The 16,744-nt window shown below is 65.4% G+C and carries 15 protein-coding genes; 10 read left to right on the forward strand and 5 right to left on the reverse strand.

What is annotated here, in order from left to right; all coding sequences use genetic code 11:
* The first annotated feature begins 6 nt into the window (after nt 1–6).
* Genes AC1DSJ_RS09950 through AC1DSJ_RS09960 form a run of 3 tightly spaced genes read left to right on the forward strand, consistent with a single transcriptional unit; the run spans nt 7 to nt 3,526 of the window.
* Entirely contained in the window at nt 7–1,080 is a 1,074-nt protein-coding gene (locus tag AC1DSJ_RS09950) for an ABC transporter ATP-binding protein (protein ID WP_441371359.1), read from the forward strand.
* The gene (locus tag AC1DSJ_RS09955; RefSeq protein ID WP_054421106.1) at nt 1,077–2,084 is read left to right on the forward strand and encodes an ABC transporter ATP-binding protein; all 1,008 of its coding nucleotides are present in this window, start codon (nt 1,077–1,079) and stop codon (nt 2,082–2,084) included. The genes AC1DSJ_RS09950 and AC1DSJ_RS09955 overlap by 4 nt, the downstream gene beginning before the upstream one ends.
* Nucleotides 2,069–3,526 (forward strand): amidase, encoded by a 1,458-nt coding sequence (locus AC1DSJ_RS09960; RefSeq protein ID WP_441371360.1) that lies wholly within the window; start codon nt 2,069–2,071, stop codon nt 3,524–3,526. The genes AC1DSJ_RS09955 and AC1DSJ_RS09960 overlap by 16 nt, the downstream gene beginning before the upstream one ends.
* On the opposite strand, the gene AC1DSJ_RS09965 is transcribed toward AC1DSJ_RS09960, so the two are convergent.
* Together AC1DSJ_RS09965 and AC1DSJ_RS09970 are read right to left on the reverse strand one after the other, a co-directional pair.
* The gene (locus AC1DSJ_RS09965) at nt 3,469–4,689 is read right to left on the reverse strand and encodes an amidase (RefSeq protein ID WP_427948549.1); all 1,221 of its coding nucleotides are present in this window, start codon (nt 4,687–4,689) and stop codon (nt 3,469–3,471) included. The two genes, AC1DSJ_RS09960 and AC1DSJ_RS09965, sit on opposite strands and share 58 nt — an antisense overlap.
* Nucleotides 4,686–5,678 carry a Bug family tripartite tricarboxylate transporter substrate binding protein gene (locus AC1DSJ_RS09970; RefSeq protein ID WP_054421108.1) on the reverse strand — a complete coding sequence of 331 codons (993 nt, stop codon included), beginning with the start codon at nt 5,676–5,678 and terminating at the stop codon, nt 4,686–4,688. Before AC1DSJ_RS09970 ends, AC1DSJ_RS09965 begins: the two co-directional genes overlap by 4 nt.
* A gap of 119 nt (nt 5,679–5,797) precedes the next feature.
* Here AC1DSJ_RS09970 and AC1DSJ_RS09975 point away from each other — a divergent pair, with 119 nt between their 5' ends.
* A complete protein-coding gene (locus AC1DSJ_RS09975; protein WP_441371361.1) occupies nt 5,798–6,721 on the forward strand; it encodes a LysR family transcriptional regulator in 924 nt (307 codons plus the stop codon).
* Here the strand turns inward: AC1DSJ_RS09975 and dkgB are convergent.
* Nucleotides 6,718–7,521, reverse strand: a complete 804-nt coding sequence (dkgB, locus tag AC1DSJ_RS09980) for a 2,5-didehydrogluconate reductase DkgB (RefSeq protein ID WP_441371362.1) — start codon at nt 7,519–7,521, stop codon at nt 6,718–6,720. The two genes, AC1DSJ_RS09975 and dkgB, sit on opposite strands and share 4 nt — an antisense overlap.
* Nucleotides 7,522–7,645: 124 nt before the next feature.
* Between dkgB and AC1DSJ_RS09985 the strand changes: the two genes are divergently transcribed.
* Together AC1DSJ_RS09985 and AC1DSJ_RS09990 are read left to right on the forward strand one after the other, a co-directional pair.
* On the forward strand, nt 7,646–8,548 hold the full coding sequence (locus AC1DSJ_RS09985; protein ID WP_054421114.1) for a LysR substrate-binding domain-containing protein: 903 nt from the start codon (nt 7,646–7,648) through the stop codon (nt 8,546–8,548).
* Nucleotides 8,549–8,650: 102 nt separating this feature from the next.
* Nucleotides 8,651–9,544, forward strand: a complete 894-nt coding sequence (locus AC1DSJ_RS09990; RefSeq protein ID WP_427948547.1) for a DUF4261 domain-containing protein — start codon at nt 8,651–8,653, stop codon at nt 9,542–9,544.
* On the opposite strand, the gene AC1DSJ_RS09995 is transcribed toward AC1DSJ_RS09990, so the two are convergent.
* Entirely contained in the window at nt 9,528–10,757 is a 1,230-nt protein-coding gene (locus AC1DSJ_RS09995) for an MFS transporter (protein WP_441371363.1), read from the reverse strand. The genes AC1DSJ_RS09990 and AC1DSJ_RS09995 overlap by 17 nt on opposite strands.
* A 98-nt stretch (nt 10,758–10,855) precedes the next feature.
* On the opposite strand from AC1DSJ_RS09995, the gene AC1DSJ_RS10000 reads away from it, so the two are divergent.
* A complete protein-coding gene (locus tag AC1DSJ_RS10000; RefSeq protein ID WP_441371364.1) occupies nt 10,856–11,806 on the forward strand; it encodes a LysR family transcriptional regulator in 951 nt (316 codons plus the stop codon).
* A 37-nt stretch (nt 11,807–11,843) separates the two neighbouring features.
* Here the strand turns inward: AC1DSJ_RS10000 and lhpI are convergent, their stop codons facing one another.
* Nucleotides 11,844–12,785, reverse strand: a complete 942-nt coding sequence (gene lhpI / locus AC1DSJ_RS10005; protein WP_342066280.1) for a bifunctional Delta(1)-pyrroline-2-carboxylate/Delta(1)-piperideine-2-carboxylate reductase — start codon at nt 12,783–12,785, stop codon at nt 11,844–11,846.
* Between the two features lie 404 nt (nt 12,786–13,189).
* Between lhpI and AC1DSJ_RS10010 the strand changes: the two genes are divergently transcribed.
* The 3 genes from AC1DSJ_RS10010 to AC1DSJ_RS10020 all read left to right on the forward strand — a co-directional run bounded on the left by AC1DSJ_RS10010 (nt 13,190) and on the right by AC1DSJ_RS10020 (nt 16,688).
* Nucleotides 13,190–14,128, forward strand: coding sequence for an ABC transporter permease (locus tag AC1DSJ_RS10010; RefSeq protein ID WP_054421119.1), 939 nt, complete (start codon nt 13,190–13,192; stop codon nt 14,126–14,128).
* Nucleotides 14,125–15,030, forward strand: a complete 906-nt coding sequence (locus AC1DSJ_RS10015; protein WP_245636246.1) for an ABC transporter permease — start codon at nt 14,125–14,127, stop codon at nt 15,028–15,030. Before AC1DSJ_RS10010 ends, AC1DSJ_RS10015 begins: the two co-directional genes overlap by 4 nt.
* 80 nt (nt 15,031–15,110) lie before the next feature.
* The gene (locus tag AC1DSJ_RS10020) at nt 15,111–16,688 is read left to right on the forward strand and encodes an ABC transporter substrate-binding protein (RefSeq protein ID WP_054421121.1); all 1,578 of its coding nucleotides are present in this window, start codon (nt 15,111–15,113) and stop codon (nt 16,686–16,688) included.
* The last annotated feature ends 56 nt before the right edge of the window (nt 16,689–16,744 follow it).

Raw genomic sequence — 16,744 nt, forward strand, 5'->3', positions numbered from 1 at the left:
GACGCCATGGCCCTATCCCCCGCCACCGCCGTCGCCCCTGGCGACGTGCTGCTTGAAGTTGATAATCTGCGCACGTACTTCGATACCGTTTCCGGCACCGTCCGGTCGGTTGACGGTGTGTCGTATCAAGTCCAGGCCGGCCGCACGCTAGGCGTGGTCGGTGAGTCCGGCTGCGGCAAGAGTGTGACGGCGCTGTCGATTCTGCGTCTGGTGCCGACGCCGCCGGGGCGGTTCGCCGGCGGACAAATTCGTTATCGCGGCACCGACCTGCTCAGCCTCACGGAAAAGCAGATGCGCCAGATTCGCGGCAACCGCATCTCGATGATCTTCCAGGAACCGATGACGTCGCTGAACCCGGTGCTGACCGTGGGGCGGCAGATTGCCGAGACGGTGATGGTGCACCAGAAGCTGGGCCGCCGCGACGCGTACCTGCGCGCCGAAGAGATGCTGCGCCTGGTGCAGATCGCCGAGCCGGAACGCCGGGTGCATGAATATCCGTATCAGTTGTCGGGCGGCATGCGGCAACGGGTGATGATTGCGCTGGCGCTGGCCTGCAACCCCGAAGTGCTGATTGCGGATGAACCCACGACCGCGCTGGACGTGACCATCCAGGCGCAGATCATCGACCTGCTGCGCAACTTGCAGAAGACGCTGGGCATGGGCATCGTGCTGATCACGCACGACCTGGGCGTGGTGGCGGAATGCTGCGACCGGGTTGCGGTGATGTACGCGGGGCGCAAGGTCGAGGAAGCCTCGGTGACGGAATTGTTCGATACCCCGTTGCATCCCTACACGCGCGCGCTGATGGGGTCGATGCCGTCGATGAATGCGTCCACGCAGCGTCTGGCGGAGATTCCCGGCATGGTGCCCGCGCCCAGCGAGTTGGGCAAAGGCTGTAGTTTCGCGCCGCGTTGCACCTACGCCACCGAGCGCTGCCGGATCGAAGCGCCCGAGCTGTCGTCGCACGGCGCGGATCATGTGGTGGCCTGCCATGAGGTGGCGCGCGTGCTGGCGCAGCCTGCTCTGCAAACCCTGTCGTCCCCTGCCAACCCTGCCGCCCTGAATGGAGTGCAAGCATGAGCGCCCTGACGCAACAACCGGCGCCGGCTTCGCCTTTGCTCGAAGTCCGCGACTTGAAGATGCACTACCCCGGCGCGGGCGGCTGGTTCAAGCCGCGCCGCAAGGTCATCCAGGCGGTGGATGGCGTGTCGTTCAATGTGGCGCGCGGCGAGACGCTGGCGCTGGTCGGGGAATCCGGCTGCGGCAAGACGACCACCGGCAAATCCGTCTTGCGGCTGATTCAGCCGACATCCGGCTCGGTCAAGCTGGAAGGCGAAGAAATCCTGGCGCTGACGCCGGAGCAGATGCGCAACCGGCGGCGCGACATGCAGATCATTTTCCAAGACCCCTACGCGTCGTTGAACCCGCGCATGACCGCGGGCGACATCGTGGGCGAGCCGCTGCGCAACTATCCGATGCCCGGCGGCCGTGCCCGCGTGGACGAACTGGCCTGGCTGTTCGGCAAGGTCGGGCTGCGTCCGGAAGCCATGAAGAAATTTCCGCACGAATTTTCGGGCGGGCAGCGGCAGCGGCTGGGCATTGCGCGGGCGCTGGCGCTGCGGCCCAAGCTGATCGTGTGCGATGAACCGGTATCGGCGTTGGATGTGTCGGTGCAGGCGCAGGTGATCAACTTGCTGATGGACTTGCAACAAGAGATGGGCATCGCCTATCTCTTCGTTGCGCACGACCTGGCCGTGGTGCGCCACATCAGCCATCGCGTGGCCGTGATGTATCTGGGCCGCATTGTTGAAGTGGCTGACCGCGATACGCTGTTCTCGCAGCCGCGGCATCCCTATACCGAGATCCTGCTGTCTGCCGTGCCCGTGCCCAACCCGCACAAGCCCGCGCAGCGCAAGCTGCTGCAAGGCGATCCGCCCAGCCCTGCGAACCCGCCCAGCGGTTGTCGCTTTCATACGCGCTGCCCGCTGGCGCAGCCCATCTGCCGCGAGACGCAGCCCGCGCTGACCGAACGGCCCGTTGCATCGGCCACGGGTCAGCAATGGGTGGCGTGCCATTTCCGATGAACCGGCCGGGCTTGCTGGCGGGGCCATTGCCCGATGGCGACGCGGTGTTCGGGCAGCCGGTCGCCGCGTTGCAAGCGGCGATGGCGGCGGGCAGCTTGACTGCGGCCGATCTGGTGCGCGCCTATCTGGCGCGCATCGCCGCTTATGACCCGCACGGGCCTGCGCTCAACGCCGTGCTGACGCTCAATCCGCACGCCGCGGACGAAGCCGCATTGCGCGATGCAGAGCGGCGCGCGGGGCAGCGGCGTGGCCCGCTGCACGGCATTCCTGTTCTGATCAAAGACAACATCGACGTCGTGGGCATGCCCGCCACGGCTGGCTCGCGGGCCTTGGCGCAACGGCGGCCCGAGCACGATGCGGACGTCGTGCAGCGCTTACGTAACGCCGGCGCCATCGTGCTGGGCAAGACCACGCTGCACGAGCTGGCTTGCGGCGTCACCAATGTGTCGTCCTTGTCTGGCCGGACGCGCAACGCGTATGACGCGGCGCGCGTGCCGGGCGGGTCCAGCGGCGGCAGCGCGGTAGCGGTGGCGTCAAGCTTTGCAGCGGTGGCGATTGGCAGCGACACCAGCGGTTCCATCCGCATCCCGGCCGCATTCAACCAAGTGTGGGGCTTGCGTCCGACGGCGGGCCGTTGCAGCACCGCAGGCGTGGTGCCGCTGTCGCCTACGCTGGATACCGTAGGGCCGATGGCGCGGTGCGCGGATGATCTGGCGGTCTTGTGGTCAGTGATGGCGGCGCCGGATGCGGGAACCGCGAGCGCGCCTCGGGCCGGTTCGCCGTGGCGCATCGGCATGCTTGATGGGCTTTACGGCGGCGCGGAGCAAGAGCGCGACGTGTCTGATCACGTGCGCGCCGCCTTGACGCGCATGCAGGCGAACGGCGCGCAGGTTCAGCCCGTGTCGATGGCGTTGGATGATGCGCGGCTGGCGGCCGCGAATGTCACCGGCTACGAGTTCCGCGATGCGCTTGCCGAATGTCTGCGCGATGCCGGGTTGCCGGTGCGCAGCCTGGACGACATCCTGGACGGCGCGTATCCGCACCCGGAAGTCATGGCGATTTTGCGCGAGCGCAATGCCGTGCGCGATGCGGACGGCAGCGCACGTCAAGCCGCGCTGGACCGTGCGCACGCGATTCGCGCGGACGTCTTGGCGGCGCTGGCATCGGGGTCGCTGGACATGTTGGCCTACCCCAGCGTGCGCGGCGCGCCCGTGCTATTGGGCGAGCCGCAACGCGGCGGCAATGGCTTGCTGGCCGCCGTAACCGGCTTGCCGGCGTTGAGTGTGCCGATCGGGTTTACGCCAGGCGGCATTCCGGTCGGCTTGGAGCTGCTAGGCGCGGCGGGCAGCGAAGCGATGCTGATCCAAGCCGCGCGTGGCTTGGATCAGGGTGCAGGCGCCGGCAATGCTTGCCGGTCTGCCGCCCATGCCAGCAACGCGTGATCCTGATCCGGGCGCGCGACCCATTGCACGCCGACGGGCAGGCCGCTGGCGGTCTTGCCCGTAGGCACGTGCAGCGCAGGCCAGCCCAGCAGCGACCAGACGCGGTTGAACACCGACGACCCTGTCGACTGCAAGCCTTCCGGCGCGGGGCCGGGCGCGCTCGGCGTGAGGATGACGTCAACGTCGGCAAAGCGTTCCAGCCATTCCCGCGCCAGGCGGTCGCGCGTCTGCTGGCATTGCACGTACTCCGCGTAAGGAATCGCCAAGCCCAGCGTCACCGCATCCCGCAAAGCAGGCGATAACTGGTCCGCCTGCGGGCTGTGTGCAACCGGCAGCATGGCGCGCGCCAGTTCGGCGTGCATGATCCGCGAATGCAAGTGCAAAAGTTCTTTCAGGTCGGCGTCGTATCCGGGCGTGAAGAGGGTAGCGCCCTGCTGACGCAAGCGCGTTGCCTCGTCTTCCAGCGCTTGCCGCGATGCGGATTCCAGCGTTCCGATGCCGTCACAAACGAGCACGGCAACGCGCGGCGCGCGCGTGGGAACACTCAACGGCGCGCGCGGGGGCGCAACCCGCGGCGCGCCCTGAGGCAGCAACACCGACGCCACGGTTTGACATTGCGCCACCGTGCGGCTGAACCAGCCGATGGTGTCGAGCGAATCGCACAGCACCGTCATCCCTTGCCGGTGCACGCGGCCGAAGGTGGGCTTGAAGCCCACCACGCCGCAGAACGCCGCCGGACGGATCATGGACCCGCCGGTTTGTGTGCCCAAGGCGATATCGACCATACCAGCGGCGACGGCGGCCGCCGAACCGCTGGATGAGCCGCCGGGCGTGTGCGAGGCCCGGTGAGGGTTGCGGGTGGGCCCGGGTGACACGTACGCGAATTCCGCCGTGACCGTCTTGCCGATGGGAACCGCACCGGCTGCGCGCAGCTGCGCGACGCAGCTGGCGTCCCACCGCGCGGGGTCGGAAGACGTGGCGGGCGAGCCGCAACGTGTGGGCATACCGGCCACGTCAATCACATCCTTGACGCCGAATCCCACGCCCGCCAGCGCACCCGTGGCGGGCGTCGCATCGTTGGGCTCGCCCAGCCATGCCCAGGCTTGGATGGCGTCGTCCCGCTCCGTGCTGCGAGACCATGCGGCGTGCGCTTTCCGCATCATTGAACCTGGATCTGCTTGTGGCGGATCAGTTGCGTCCAGCGCTCGCTTTCGCTGGCGATGAAGGCGCTGAACTGTTCGGGCGTACCGCCTGCAACTTCACCCCCTTGTGATTCGACGACGTCGCGGTACTGCTTGTCTTGCAGCGCGCGGTTGATGTGTTCGTTCAACGTCTTGATCACATCAGGCGGCGTGCCAGCAGGCGCGACCACACCGAACCAATTCGATACCACCATGTTTGGCAGGCCCAGTTCCTTGAACGTCGGCACATCGGGCAGGCCTGGCACGCGCTTGTCAGCCGCAACGGCAAGCATCTTGATGCGCGGCGTGGCGCCGGTGGCATGCGGCAGGAACAGGCTGGGCAGTTCGATGTAGAAGTCCACATTGCCGGCGATCAAGTCATTGACCGCGGGCGCGCCGCCCCGGTACGGCACGTGGGTGGCGTTCATGCCGGCCTGCTCCTTGAACAATTCGGTGCTCAGGTGCGAAGCGCTGCCCGCGCCGGTAGAGGCGTAGTTCAGCTTTTCCGGATTGCGCTTGGCGTCATCAATCAGCGCGGCCGGATTGGCGTAGGGCGACTTGTCGTTCACGCCCAGCGCCATCGGCCCCCGTTCAATCAGGGCGATGGGCGCCAGGTCCCGTGCCGGATCGAAAGGCATGGTGTAGAGCGCCTTGTTGACGGCCAGCGGCGCGAAGTTGCCCAGGCCGATGGTGTAGCCGTCGGGCTTGGCGGTGGCGATTTGCCCGGTGCCGATGTTGCCGCTTGCGCCCGGCTTGTTGTCCACCACGACGGGTACGCCGAGTGAGTCGCTCAGCTTCTGGGCCAACTGGCGCGAGCGCGTGTCCGAACTGCCGCCTGCGGCGTAAGGCACGATGAATTTGATTGCCTGCGTGGGATACGCGGCTTGCGCGTGGGCGCTGGCCGAGGCCAGCGACAGGCTGGCGGCAAAGGCGCCGGCCAGCAGTTTGATGGTTGCGGTTGTCGTACCCATGGCACTCCCCTGATGGTCAGGGGAATTCCCCTGCTGTTGATTTGTCAGCGCATAGTAGGAAGCGGCGATTAGGTTGTCTAATACCTTATTCTCTTGTTATTGATTCGTCGGGAAAATAAATGCTGATCGACAGCCGATTGCTTCAGGTCTTTGCCGTGGTGGCCGAAGAGCTGCATTTTGGCCGCGCCGCGCAGCGGCTGCACCTGAGCCAGCCGCCATTGAGCCAAAGCGTGCGCAAGCTGGAAGAGGCATTGGGCGTGCAGCTGCTTGAGCGCACGACCCGCTCGGTCAGGCTGACGTCGGCGGGCGCTGAACTGCAACGCCGCATCCAGAAGATGGCGGTGGAACACGAGGCCACGCTACGCCATGTGCGCCAGGCGGCGCGGGGCGATGCGGGCCAGTTGACCATCGGCTTGACGCCGAGTGCGGCGTACTCAAACGTGCCGCAAGCGCTGTTTGCATTCCGCCAGCGCTATCCCGGCGTGATGCTGGACTTGCAAGAAATGAACTCCAGCGACATGCCCGATGCGCTGCATCAGCGCCGCCTGGACCTGGCGTTACTGCGGCCGCCTTTCGCCGATGCCGACCTGGCGCCGGTGCCGCTGTATTCCGAGCCGATGGTGCTGGCATTGCGCAACGATCACCCGCTGGCGGCCAAGCGGTGGGTAACGATGGCGCAGGTGCTGGAGTTGCCGCTCGTGGGTTATGCACGCGACCGCTCGCGTTACTTCAGCCAGGTGTTGCGGCAAATGATCGAAGCGGCGGGCAAGCCCGCCAACATCGTGCAAGAAAGCATGATCCCCACGATTCTGACTTTGGTCGAAGCGGGCTTTGGCGCAGCGGTGGTGCCGGCCTCGCTTGCGCGGATGCGCATGGACATCCTGGCTTACGTCGGTATTCGCGGGCCGGGCGCGTTTCGCGCAGAACTGGCCGCCGCCCGCCATCCGGATAATCCGAATCCGTTGATCGACGCGTTTGTGGCGATCATGCGGGAGAGCCCCGATAAACGCTTGGCCGGGGCGCGCGGCGGCCGCGCCGCTTAATCCCAAACCGCCGCCAACCCGTCCGGGCTGACTTCGCGGCCGTTCCTTTCCAGCGCAGCGATCTGCGCCATGTCTTCGCTCGTCAGCCGCAGTTGCTGCGCGAGCAGATTGCTGGCCAGGTTGTCGCGCTTGGTCGACGACGGGATCACCGAATACCCCAATTGCAAGGCCCAGGCCAGCGCCACTTGCGCAGGCGTGGCGTTGTGGCGGCTGGCGATCTGCTGGATGACGGGGTCTTTCAGCACCTTGCCGTGGGCGAGCGTCATGTAGGACGTTACATGGATGCCTTGTTCCTTCARAAACGCGGTCAGTGCGGCGTTCTGCAGATAGGGGCTGAGTTCGATCTGGTTGGTGGCAATGGCGTCGCGGCCCACGGCGGCGATGGCGGCGCGGGTTTCGGCGATGGGGAAGTTCGAGATACCGATCTGGCGGGTCAGGCCTTGCGACTTGGCGTCGGCCAACGCGGTCATGAATTCGTCGACGGATACGCCGTTGCCGGGCGCGGGCCAATGGATGAGCGTCAGGTCGACGTAGTCGGTACGCAGTTTCGTCAGGCTGTCGCGCAGGCTCGCGGCAAGCTTGGCCTGTGAATAGTTCGGCACCCAGATCTTGGTGGTGATGAACAGGTCTTCGCGCGCCACGCCGGACTCGGCGATGGCCTGGCCCACTTCGGCCTCGTTCTCGTAGATTTGCGCGGTGTCGATCGCGCGGTAGCCGACGTCCAGCGCGTTGCGCACCGAGTCGATGACGACCTGGCCTTGCAAGCGGAACGTGCCGACGCCAAATGCGGGAATGCTCATGTAAAACTCCGGAGAAGATTCGGGGGTCCAGGCGCTTTCGGCCTGGGAATGACGCTAGTGTGCCCGCGAGATACTTGATGAAAAAGCCCGGTATGGGCGAAAGACTTTTGATATAACGTCAAATATGAAAACCACTCTCGACGAAATGCAGGTCTTTATTGCGGTCGTGGACAGCGGGTCCATCACCGCTGCCGCCGACGTGCTGGGGCAGACCATTTCCGCCACCAGCCGCACGATGAGCCGGCTGGAAGAGAAGCTGCAGACGACGCTGATGCGCCGCACCACACGCCGGCTTGAGCTCACCGAAGAAGGCAAGACCTATCTGGAGCAGGTGCGGCGCATCATCGCGTCGGTGGAAGAAACCGAAGAACTCATGAACGTGCGCCGCAATCAGCCGGCGGGCCTGCTGCGTGTGGATGCGGCGTCGCCCTTCATGCTGCATGTGATTGCGCCGCTGGTGCCCGGTTACCGCAAGCGCTATCCGCAGGTGGAGCTGGAGCTCAACAGCAACGAGGGCAACATTGACTTGCTTGAGCGCCGCACGGATCTGGCGATACGCATCGGACGATTGAAGGATTCTTCGCTGCATGCGGTGCTGTTGGGCCACAGCCGCGTGCGCGTGCTGGCCAGCCCCGGCTATCTGGCGGCGCATGGCACGCCGAAGCGCGTGGCCGATCTGGCGTCGCATACGTTGCTGGGTTTTTCGCAGCTGGAATCGCTGAATGAATGGCCGCTGCTCGAAGCCGATGGGCAGGCCCTGCATGTGAAACCCGCCGTGCGCGCCTTCAGCGGTGAAACCTTGCGGCAGCTGGCGTTAAACGATGGCGGCGTTGTGTGCCTGTCGGATTTCATGACGCGCGGCGACCGCAAGGCGGGCACGTTGCAGCAACTGCTGGTCAAGCAGACGCAGGATGTCAGGCAACCGATCAACGCGGTGTATTACCGCAACACGGCGATATCGTCGCGCATCAAGTCGTTCATTGATTACGTGGTGCAGGCCGTGGGGCCGGACGGATTCGCCGAATAACCCCCACGGTGAGAGATGTGTCCAATGGAGACAAGGGCGTCTCGGGCGAAAAGGGCAAACGTATACTGCCCCCGTTTTTATTCTTACCGCCCCAGACACCCCATGAGCATCTTTTCCCGTTTCTTTGGCCGCAAGGAAGAATCCGCCGACGCCCGTGCGCTGGCGGCCAACCCCGCCATCGAGAACCCGCTGAGCCTGCAAGTGTTGTTCGCTGCGCCCTTGGCCGTGACCGAAGACACGCTGGCGGCTGCCCTGCGCGGCTATCACCCGTCGATGAGCGATGCGCGCGCAGAAGTTGCGCCGGACATGCCGGAATTCCTGGGCCTGGTCGGCTGGGGCAAGCATGTGGTGCGGCTGGTGGGTTTCAACGCGCCCTATCCCAAGGACGCGCTGGAAATGTGCGTGGCGCCGGCGCATTACCCGGCCACGGTGAAGGAAGAAATTCGCGCGCACGCCAGCCACCTCATCCTGTACTACGCGGGCTTTGAAGAAGACGTGCTGGAGCAATACGTGGCGCTGGCTGCGGTGGCGGGCGCGCTGACGGGCTTCAAGGCGATGGCGGTGATGAACGAACACGCGCATACGTCGTTGCCGGCGGGCGTGTTCGATGGCGAATCGCTGGGTGAAGAAAGCCTGGACCTCTTGCGCACGCTGCCGTTGACGATGCTGTATTGCGGCTTCGTGAAGTACGAAGTCGAAGGCGTGGAAGGCGTGTGGATGCGCACCTATGGCGCAGACCAATTCGGCCTGCCCGACTTCGCCGCACTGGCCCAGGGCCACCACGAAGGCGAGTACTACTCGGACATCTTCAACAACATCCTGGGCTACATGCGCGACAGCGGCGCTGAGCTGGCTGCCGGGCATACGATGCAGATCGGCGAGAACGCCTATATGAAGTTGCGCGCGCCCGCCCAGGAAGAGTATTACCTGGACGGGCCCGGCGTGGTGCTGGTGGCCGAGATCATCACGGCCGACGAGATCAACGCGCCGGAGTAAGCGCCACGCCGCGGCGCGCGCCCGGCCACACGCGCAAGCCCAGCGCCAAGGCCGCCGCGCCTGCCGCCACCACGGTGACGCCCGTCCAGCCCCAGTGCGCCAGCGCCAGGCTGCCCAAGGCACCCCCTGCCGCCATGCCGATGAACACGCCCGTCATCAGGATGGCGTTAAGACGGCTGCGCGCCGCAGGGTCGATGCCGTAGACGATGCTTTGATGCGCGATCAGCGAGGTCTGGATGCCCAGGTCAAAGCCGATGGCGCTGCCCGCAATCAACCACAGCGCGGCATGCGGCGACAGGAACGGCAGGAAGATCATCGCGGCAAACGACACCATCGTCAGCCCCGCGCCCAGGCTGGCCACGGCCAGCGGGCCGCGGGTGTCGGCCACGCGGCCAGCCAGCGGCGCGGCCAATGCGCCCGCCGCACCCGCCAGACCGAACGCGCCTGCCGCGCCTGCACCCAGGTGAAACGGTGCGCCATGCAGCATCACCGCCAACGTCGACCAGAACGCGCTGAAGCCCAGCGACAGCAAGCCCTGCGCCGTGGCGGCGCGGCGCAGGCCGGGGTGTTGGCGCCACAGGGTGGCAAGCGACGCGAGCAAGGCCGCGTAGGACAACTGTGCAGTCGGTACGAAGCGCGGCAGGCCACGCCACAACGCCGCGCCCAACGCCACGATAGTGACGGCGGCCGCCACGAACATGGCGCGCCAGCCAAATTGCTCGGCGACAAAACCGCTGACCACGCGTGACAGCAGAATGCCCAGCAGCAGGCCGGTCATGACCGTGCCGACGATCTTGCCGCGTTGTTCCACGGGCGCCAGATGGGCGGCGGCGGGCACGATGTCTTGCGCCAAGGTGGCCGACAGGCCGACGACGAAACTTGCCGCCAGCAGCACGCCGATGGACGGCGACACGGCGGCGGCCAGCAGCGCCAGGCTCAGCACGGCGGCCTTGATCAGGATGATCTGCTTGCGGTCATGGCGGTCACCCAGCGGCGCCAGCATCAGGATGCCGAAGGCATAGCCCAGCTGCGTCAGCGTGGGAATCCAGCCCAGCGTTTCAGCGCTGGCGTGGATGTCCACGCCCAGCACGCCCAGCATGGGCTGGCTGTAATACAGGGACGCAACCGACAGGCCCGCGCCGATGGCAAGCAGGAAAACCAGGCCGCTGGATAGCGTGCTGGCTGGATGGGAGGGAGAGGTTTGGGAAGACATGATGGGCTATCCGAGGGATCGAGTACGGGGCAAATTCTGGGCTTCCCGCCCGCGTTTTGGTAGCCAACCTAGGGGTACATCCGTTATACGATAGGCGTATGACCACCCCTGCCCTGACCGCCGCAGCCGGCACCGACCGCATGCTGCTGATCGAAACTTTCGTGCGTATCGTCGAGGCCGGCAGCCTGTCAGCCGCTGCCGCGCAGATGGGCGGCACGCAGCCGACCGTCAGCCGCCGATTGCAATTGTTGGAGCGCACTTTTGGGGTGCGCTTGTTGCAACGGTCCACGCATGCCATCCGCCTGACCGAAGATGGGCAGCGCTGCTACGAGCGCGCCAAGGAACTGATCGCAACGTGGCAGTCCTTTGAAAGCGAGGTGCGTGGCGCGGGCGATGAACCCATCGGCACGTTGCGCGTGGTGGCCCCGCATGCGTTCGGCCAGGACCAATTCGTGGAGCCGCTGGCGCGATATCTGAAGCAGTATCCGAACATGCGCGTGGAATGGCTGCTGCATGACCGCATGCCCGACCTGATTGCCGAGAACGTGGATTGCGCGATTCGGGTGGGCGCGGTGACGGACCCGTCAGTCATTGCCGTGAAGTTGGGCGAGGTGCCGCGCATCGTGATCGCGTCGCCCGATCTGTTGCAGGGCGCGCCGGTGCCGCAAGAACCTGCCGAGCTGGCGCGCTTGCCGTGGCTGGCGCTGCGTACGTTCTATCGCACCGAAGTCAGCCTGACGCATTGCACGACGGGTGCGACGGAACGCTTCGGCATTCAGCCGCGCTTATCCACCGATGGCCTGCATGCGTTGCGCAAGTCGGCCGTGCTGGGGCTGGGCGTGGCCTTGGGATCGGCCTGGGCCATGCAGGACGATTTGGCTGCGGGCCGCTTGGTGCATCTGGCGCCCGAGTGGCGCGCAGACGCTTTGCCCGTGTTCCTGGTGTATGCGCCGTCGCGCTTTCAGCCGGCGCGGCTACGCCGCTTTATCGAAATCATGCGCGAGCATCTGCCGGTGGAATTGGCCGAGCCGGACAGGGATCGCATTTGACCCATGCATCTCCCGCGCTTCACCTGCGCGTCTCCCCTCAAGCCGCGTCGCTCACCGCCTCATACACCAACGTCGCCAGCGTCAAATCCTCCAGCGCGCTGCCCACGGCCTTGAACACCGTAATCTCGTCATCACGCTGCCGGCCCGGACGCTGTCCCGTCGTCAGCTGATGCAGATCCCCTTGAATCGCGTCTAGCGTCAGCACGCCCGCATCGAAAGCGGACAGCAGATCGCCGGACTTGGTCGGCGCTTCATCCGTGTCCACGTACACCGTCGTGCCGTCAAAGCAGGCGGGGTCGGTTTCGCGCATTTCGGGTTTGAAGCTGCCGATCAAATCCAGATGTACGCCGGGGCGCAGCCACGCGCCCTGGATCAGCGGCACGGTGGACAGCGTGGCGCAGCTGATGATGTCGGCCTGGCGCGCGGCGGCTTCCAGGTCGGTCGTGGCGTCGGCGTCAAAGCCTTGTTCGCGCAGGCTCGCCGCCAGCGCGTCGGCGCCGGCTGCGCGCACGTTCCACACCAGCACACGTTCAATCGGGCGCACGGTGCGCATGGCTTGCGCGACCAGCCCCGCGATGCGGCCCGACCCCACGATCAACAACGTGCGGGCATCCTTTCTAGCCAGGTAGTCCGCGCCCAACGCCGCCGCGCCCGCCGTGCGGTAAACGGTGACGATGTCGCCGTCGACTTGGGCAATGGGCACGCCGGTGGTGGCGCTGTACAGGTTGTAGGTGGCGTGCAGGCCCGGCAAGCCCTGATGCGTGTTCTCGGGAAAGATGTTGATGATCTTCACGCCGAAATAACCGCGGTCGCTCCATGCGGGCATGATCAGCGTGGTGCCATGCGCCGTGCCGGACTGGATGGCGTGGACGTGGCGGGGCGGCACGGTGGCGCCGTCGCGAAACGCGTCCCGCAAGGCGGGAATGACGGCGTCAAAGGACAGCGCGTTGCGGGTCTGTTCAGTGTCGATAAAGCGCATGGGATCACTGCCTGAAAGGGGTCAATCAATCAAAGGGCCGCAGGCAGTCTAGCAGCGCGTCCCCGGGCGGGTCCCTGGCAGGCCGTTCGCGGCTATCAATCTTTGCGCAGGCGTCATAACGCCCCGTTATCGGATGCCCTTTTGTGCGGTGCTCCGAATGCGCATAAATACATTGCAGATCAAGGGTTTGCGATGCGGAAGCGGCGATGCGCGCCATTCGCTTCATAGTGGATTTCCCTGGGTCCACGCGGCTCGGGCGCACTGGCATTCTTCGACCACCGTAAGCCCCCGGGGCGCACCAAGAGAGGTTGCTTTATGCCGAGATCCGTTCACCCTGCCGCCGCACAGTCCCTGCCGGGCTGCTGCAACGGCGGGCCGAATTCCGCGACCGGAGTCCGCGTCGCATGATCCGGCAACTGCTTAACCGTCTGTACATTTCCCTGCCCGTGCTGCTGGGCGTGATCGTGGTGTGCTTCGTGCTGCTGCAAGTGGCGCCCGCCGACCCCGCCGCCGTTATCGCCGGCCCGACCGCCTCCGCCGACGAACTGGCGCAGGTGCGCCAGGAGCTTGGTCTGGACAAGCCGCTCGCCGTGCAGCTGACCGGCTACATGTGGCGTCTGGTCCATCTGGACCTGGGCCGCTCGATGATTTCGAACGTGCCCGTCATCGATGAAATCGGCAGCACCATCGGGGCCACCGTTGAATTGATGCTGGCCAGCGTGATCTGGTCGATACCGCTGGCGATCCTGCTGGGCACGCTGGCGGCGTATCGCCGCGGCAAGTTGATCGATCGATTCGTCATGACCTTGTCGGTGGTAGGCGTGTCGCTGCCTGTGTTCTGGGTGGGCCTGCTGCTGGTGCAGCACGTGGGCGGGGCCGGCATCCTGCCTTACATCGGCCGCAACGGCCCATTGTGGACGCTGGCCGGGCTGGAATCCATTGCGCTACCCGCGCTGACGCTGGGCTCGGTGCTGATCGGGCCGGTTGCGCGCATCACGCGCACTGCCGTGATCGAAACGCTGAGCGGTGATTACGTGCGCACGGCGCGCGCCAAGGGGGCGGGCGAGTCCCGCGTGGTGCTGCGCCATGCGTTGCGCAACGCGCTGCTGCCGATCGTGACGCTGGTGGGCCTGCAAGTGGGCAACCTGCTGGGCGGCGCGGTGGTGACCGAACAGATCTATTCCTGGCCCGGCGTGGGCCGCATGGCGGTGGGCGCCATCTTCGCTGGCGACTTTCCGCTGGCGCAAGGCGCGATTCTGGTCACGGCGCTGGGCTTCATCATCATCAACCTGATCGTGGATCTGCTTTACGGCTACCTGGACCCGCGAGGACACAAATCATGAGCGCAGGTTCGACTTCTTCGATGGGCGCCTTGCCGCCCCAGGCCATGGCCACGCCGCTGGCGCGCATCGGCGCCCGGCTGCGCCGCGATCCGATTCTGCTGCTATCGCTGCTGGCGGTCATCGCCATCTTGCTGACTGCGCTGTTCGCGCCGTGGCTTGCGCCGCATGATCCGTACTCCACCAACATGTCCATCGCGCGCAAGCTGCCGGGCTGGGTGTCGTCCGACGGCATCACGTATCTGCTGGGCACCGATGTGCAGGGCCGAGACATCCTGTCGCGCATCATCTACGGCATCCGCGCCACCTTGCTGCTGAGCGTGCTGGCGGTGATTGGCGGGTCGGGTATCGGCGCCATCCTGGGCATCCTGGCGGCGTACTACCGGCCGCTGGAAGGCGTGATCATGCGCGTCGTGGATGTGCTGCTGTCGTTTCCCGCCATTCTCTTCGGCCTGAGCCTGTCGGCGCTGCTGGGGCCTGGCACCGTGGCGATGGTGCTGGCGTTGGGCGTGTCGGCCATTCCAGGCATGGCGCGCATTGCACGCGGCTCCGCCATGGTGGTGATGAAGCAGGAATACATGGAAGCTGGCCATGCCATGGGCTTTGGCAACTTCTACCTGATCACGCGCTACCTGCTGCCGAACTGCTCGTCCATGCTGATGATCTACGCGACGCTGCAACTCGGCCACACGATTCTGCTGGGTTCGGTGCTGTCATTTCTGGGCCTGGGTCCGCAGCCGCCGTTTGCCGAGCTGGGCAGCATGGCCGCCGATGGCCGCAAGTTTCTGCAGATCTTCCCGCACATCTCCACCATTCCCACGATGACGATCTTCTTCATCGTGCTGGCCTTCAACTTGCTGGGCGACAGCTTGCGCGATGCGCTCGACCCAAAGTTGCGCTTTTGACCCGCGCTCTTGATCCGCGCATTTGATCCGCGCCAGAACCACATCACGCCACAACACACCACAACGGGGAATCCACCACCATGACGTTCATCAAAGGCCTGGCCGTTGCGCCCTTGGCGCTGACCTGCCTGCTCGCCGCACCGACGCACGCCGTCGCCCAAACTGACAAGACGGTGCTGATCCTGCGCGAGCTGGACACCGACAAATACGACCCGCATCGCACCACCGCGCGGGGCGCGGCTGAAGTGCTGTTCATGGCCGCCGACACCATGGTCGGCCTGGACTACGACATGAAGACGCCGGTGCCGGCGCTGGCCAAGAGCTGGACGGTGTCGCCCGATGGCCTGACCTACACCTTTGCGCTGCGCGACAACGTGACGTTTTGCAGCGGCAAGAAGATGACCGCCAAAGACGTGGTGGCCAGCTACGAGCGTTGGCTGAACCCGGAAACCAAAGGCCTGGAGCGCTGGCGCGCCGGCCCCGTCGACAGCATCACCGCGCCCGATGACGTCACCGTCGTCTACAAGCTGAAGAAGCCCTACAACGAGCTCTTGCAGCAGATGGCGCACTACATGCACTCGGTCATCAACATCGATCAGGTCAAGGAACTGGGCCCGGACTACGGCGTGAAAGCCTTTGACGGCACGGGCCCGTATTGCTTCCAGAGCTGGTCGCCGCGCAACGAAGTCGTGCTGACCAAGCATGCCGGCTACAACTGGGGCCCGTCGATCTACAAAGACCCGACGCCCAAGGTCGACAAGATCATCTGGAAGATCGTGCCCGAAGAAAGCACCCGCCTGACCGCGTTGCAAAGCGGGCAAGCCGACTTGTCGCGCTATCTGCCGCAATGGGCCATCAAAGACCTGAAGGCCGACAAGCGCCTGTTCGTCAGCCGCGCCGACCCGTTCTACTGGACGTTCTTCCTGGGCTTCAAGATCGACAAGCCCATGCTGACCGACGTGAACGTGCGCCGCGCCATCAATCTGGCGATCAACCGCCAGGCGTTGACCGAAGCCATCACCTTCGGCGAAGCGCAACCGGCGACCAGCATGCTGGCTACTAAAACGCCCGCCGGCAGCAATGACGCCTACCGCTACGACCCGGCTGCGGCCAACAAGCTGCTGGACGAAGCCGGCTGGAAGAAGGGGCCTGACGGCTACCGCTACAAAGACGGCCAGAAGTTGTCGCTGCTGCACTACGGCATCACCGGCTACTGGAAAGACATCATGGAAGCCGTGCAAGGCGACATGAAGAAAGTGGGCGTGGACCTGCGCGTGCAGCTGTTCGATTCGACCTCCGCCTGGGGCAAGCTGGCCACGCAGGAATTCGATGAATTCAGCATGAGCTTTGGCTACATGAGCACGGGCGAAGCGCTGAACAGCTACTTCCTGTCCAACAGCGTGCCCACGCCCAACCGCATGAACTGGAAAGACCCCGAGACCGACAAGTGGCTGGCCGAAGGCAGCGAGGCGCTGGACCCGGCCGCGGGCGACGCCATCGTGTCCAAGGCGTTGACGAAGATCTCGGACGGCGCTGCGTGGATTCCGCTGTATCACGACTCGATGTACCTCGTGGGCGGCCCGCGCATGAAGCCGATGAAGGCGCATGGCATCTTCGGTGCTGCGGCCTACAAGGGTCTGGACATCGCGTTCAAGTAAACGACGCCCCTGCGGCGCGGCCGGTGCCGCGCCGCAGGGGCTGCTTCGCCTCTTCA

It is taken from the genome of Achromobacter sp. 01N37, assembly GCF_056399725.1.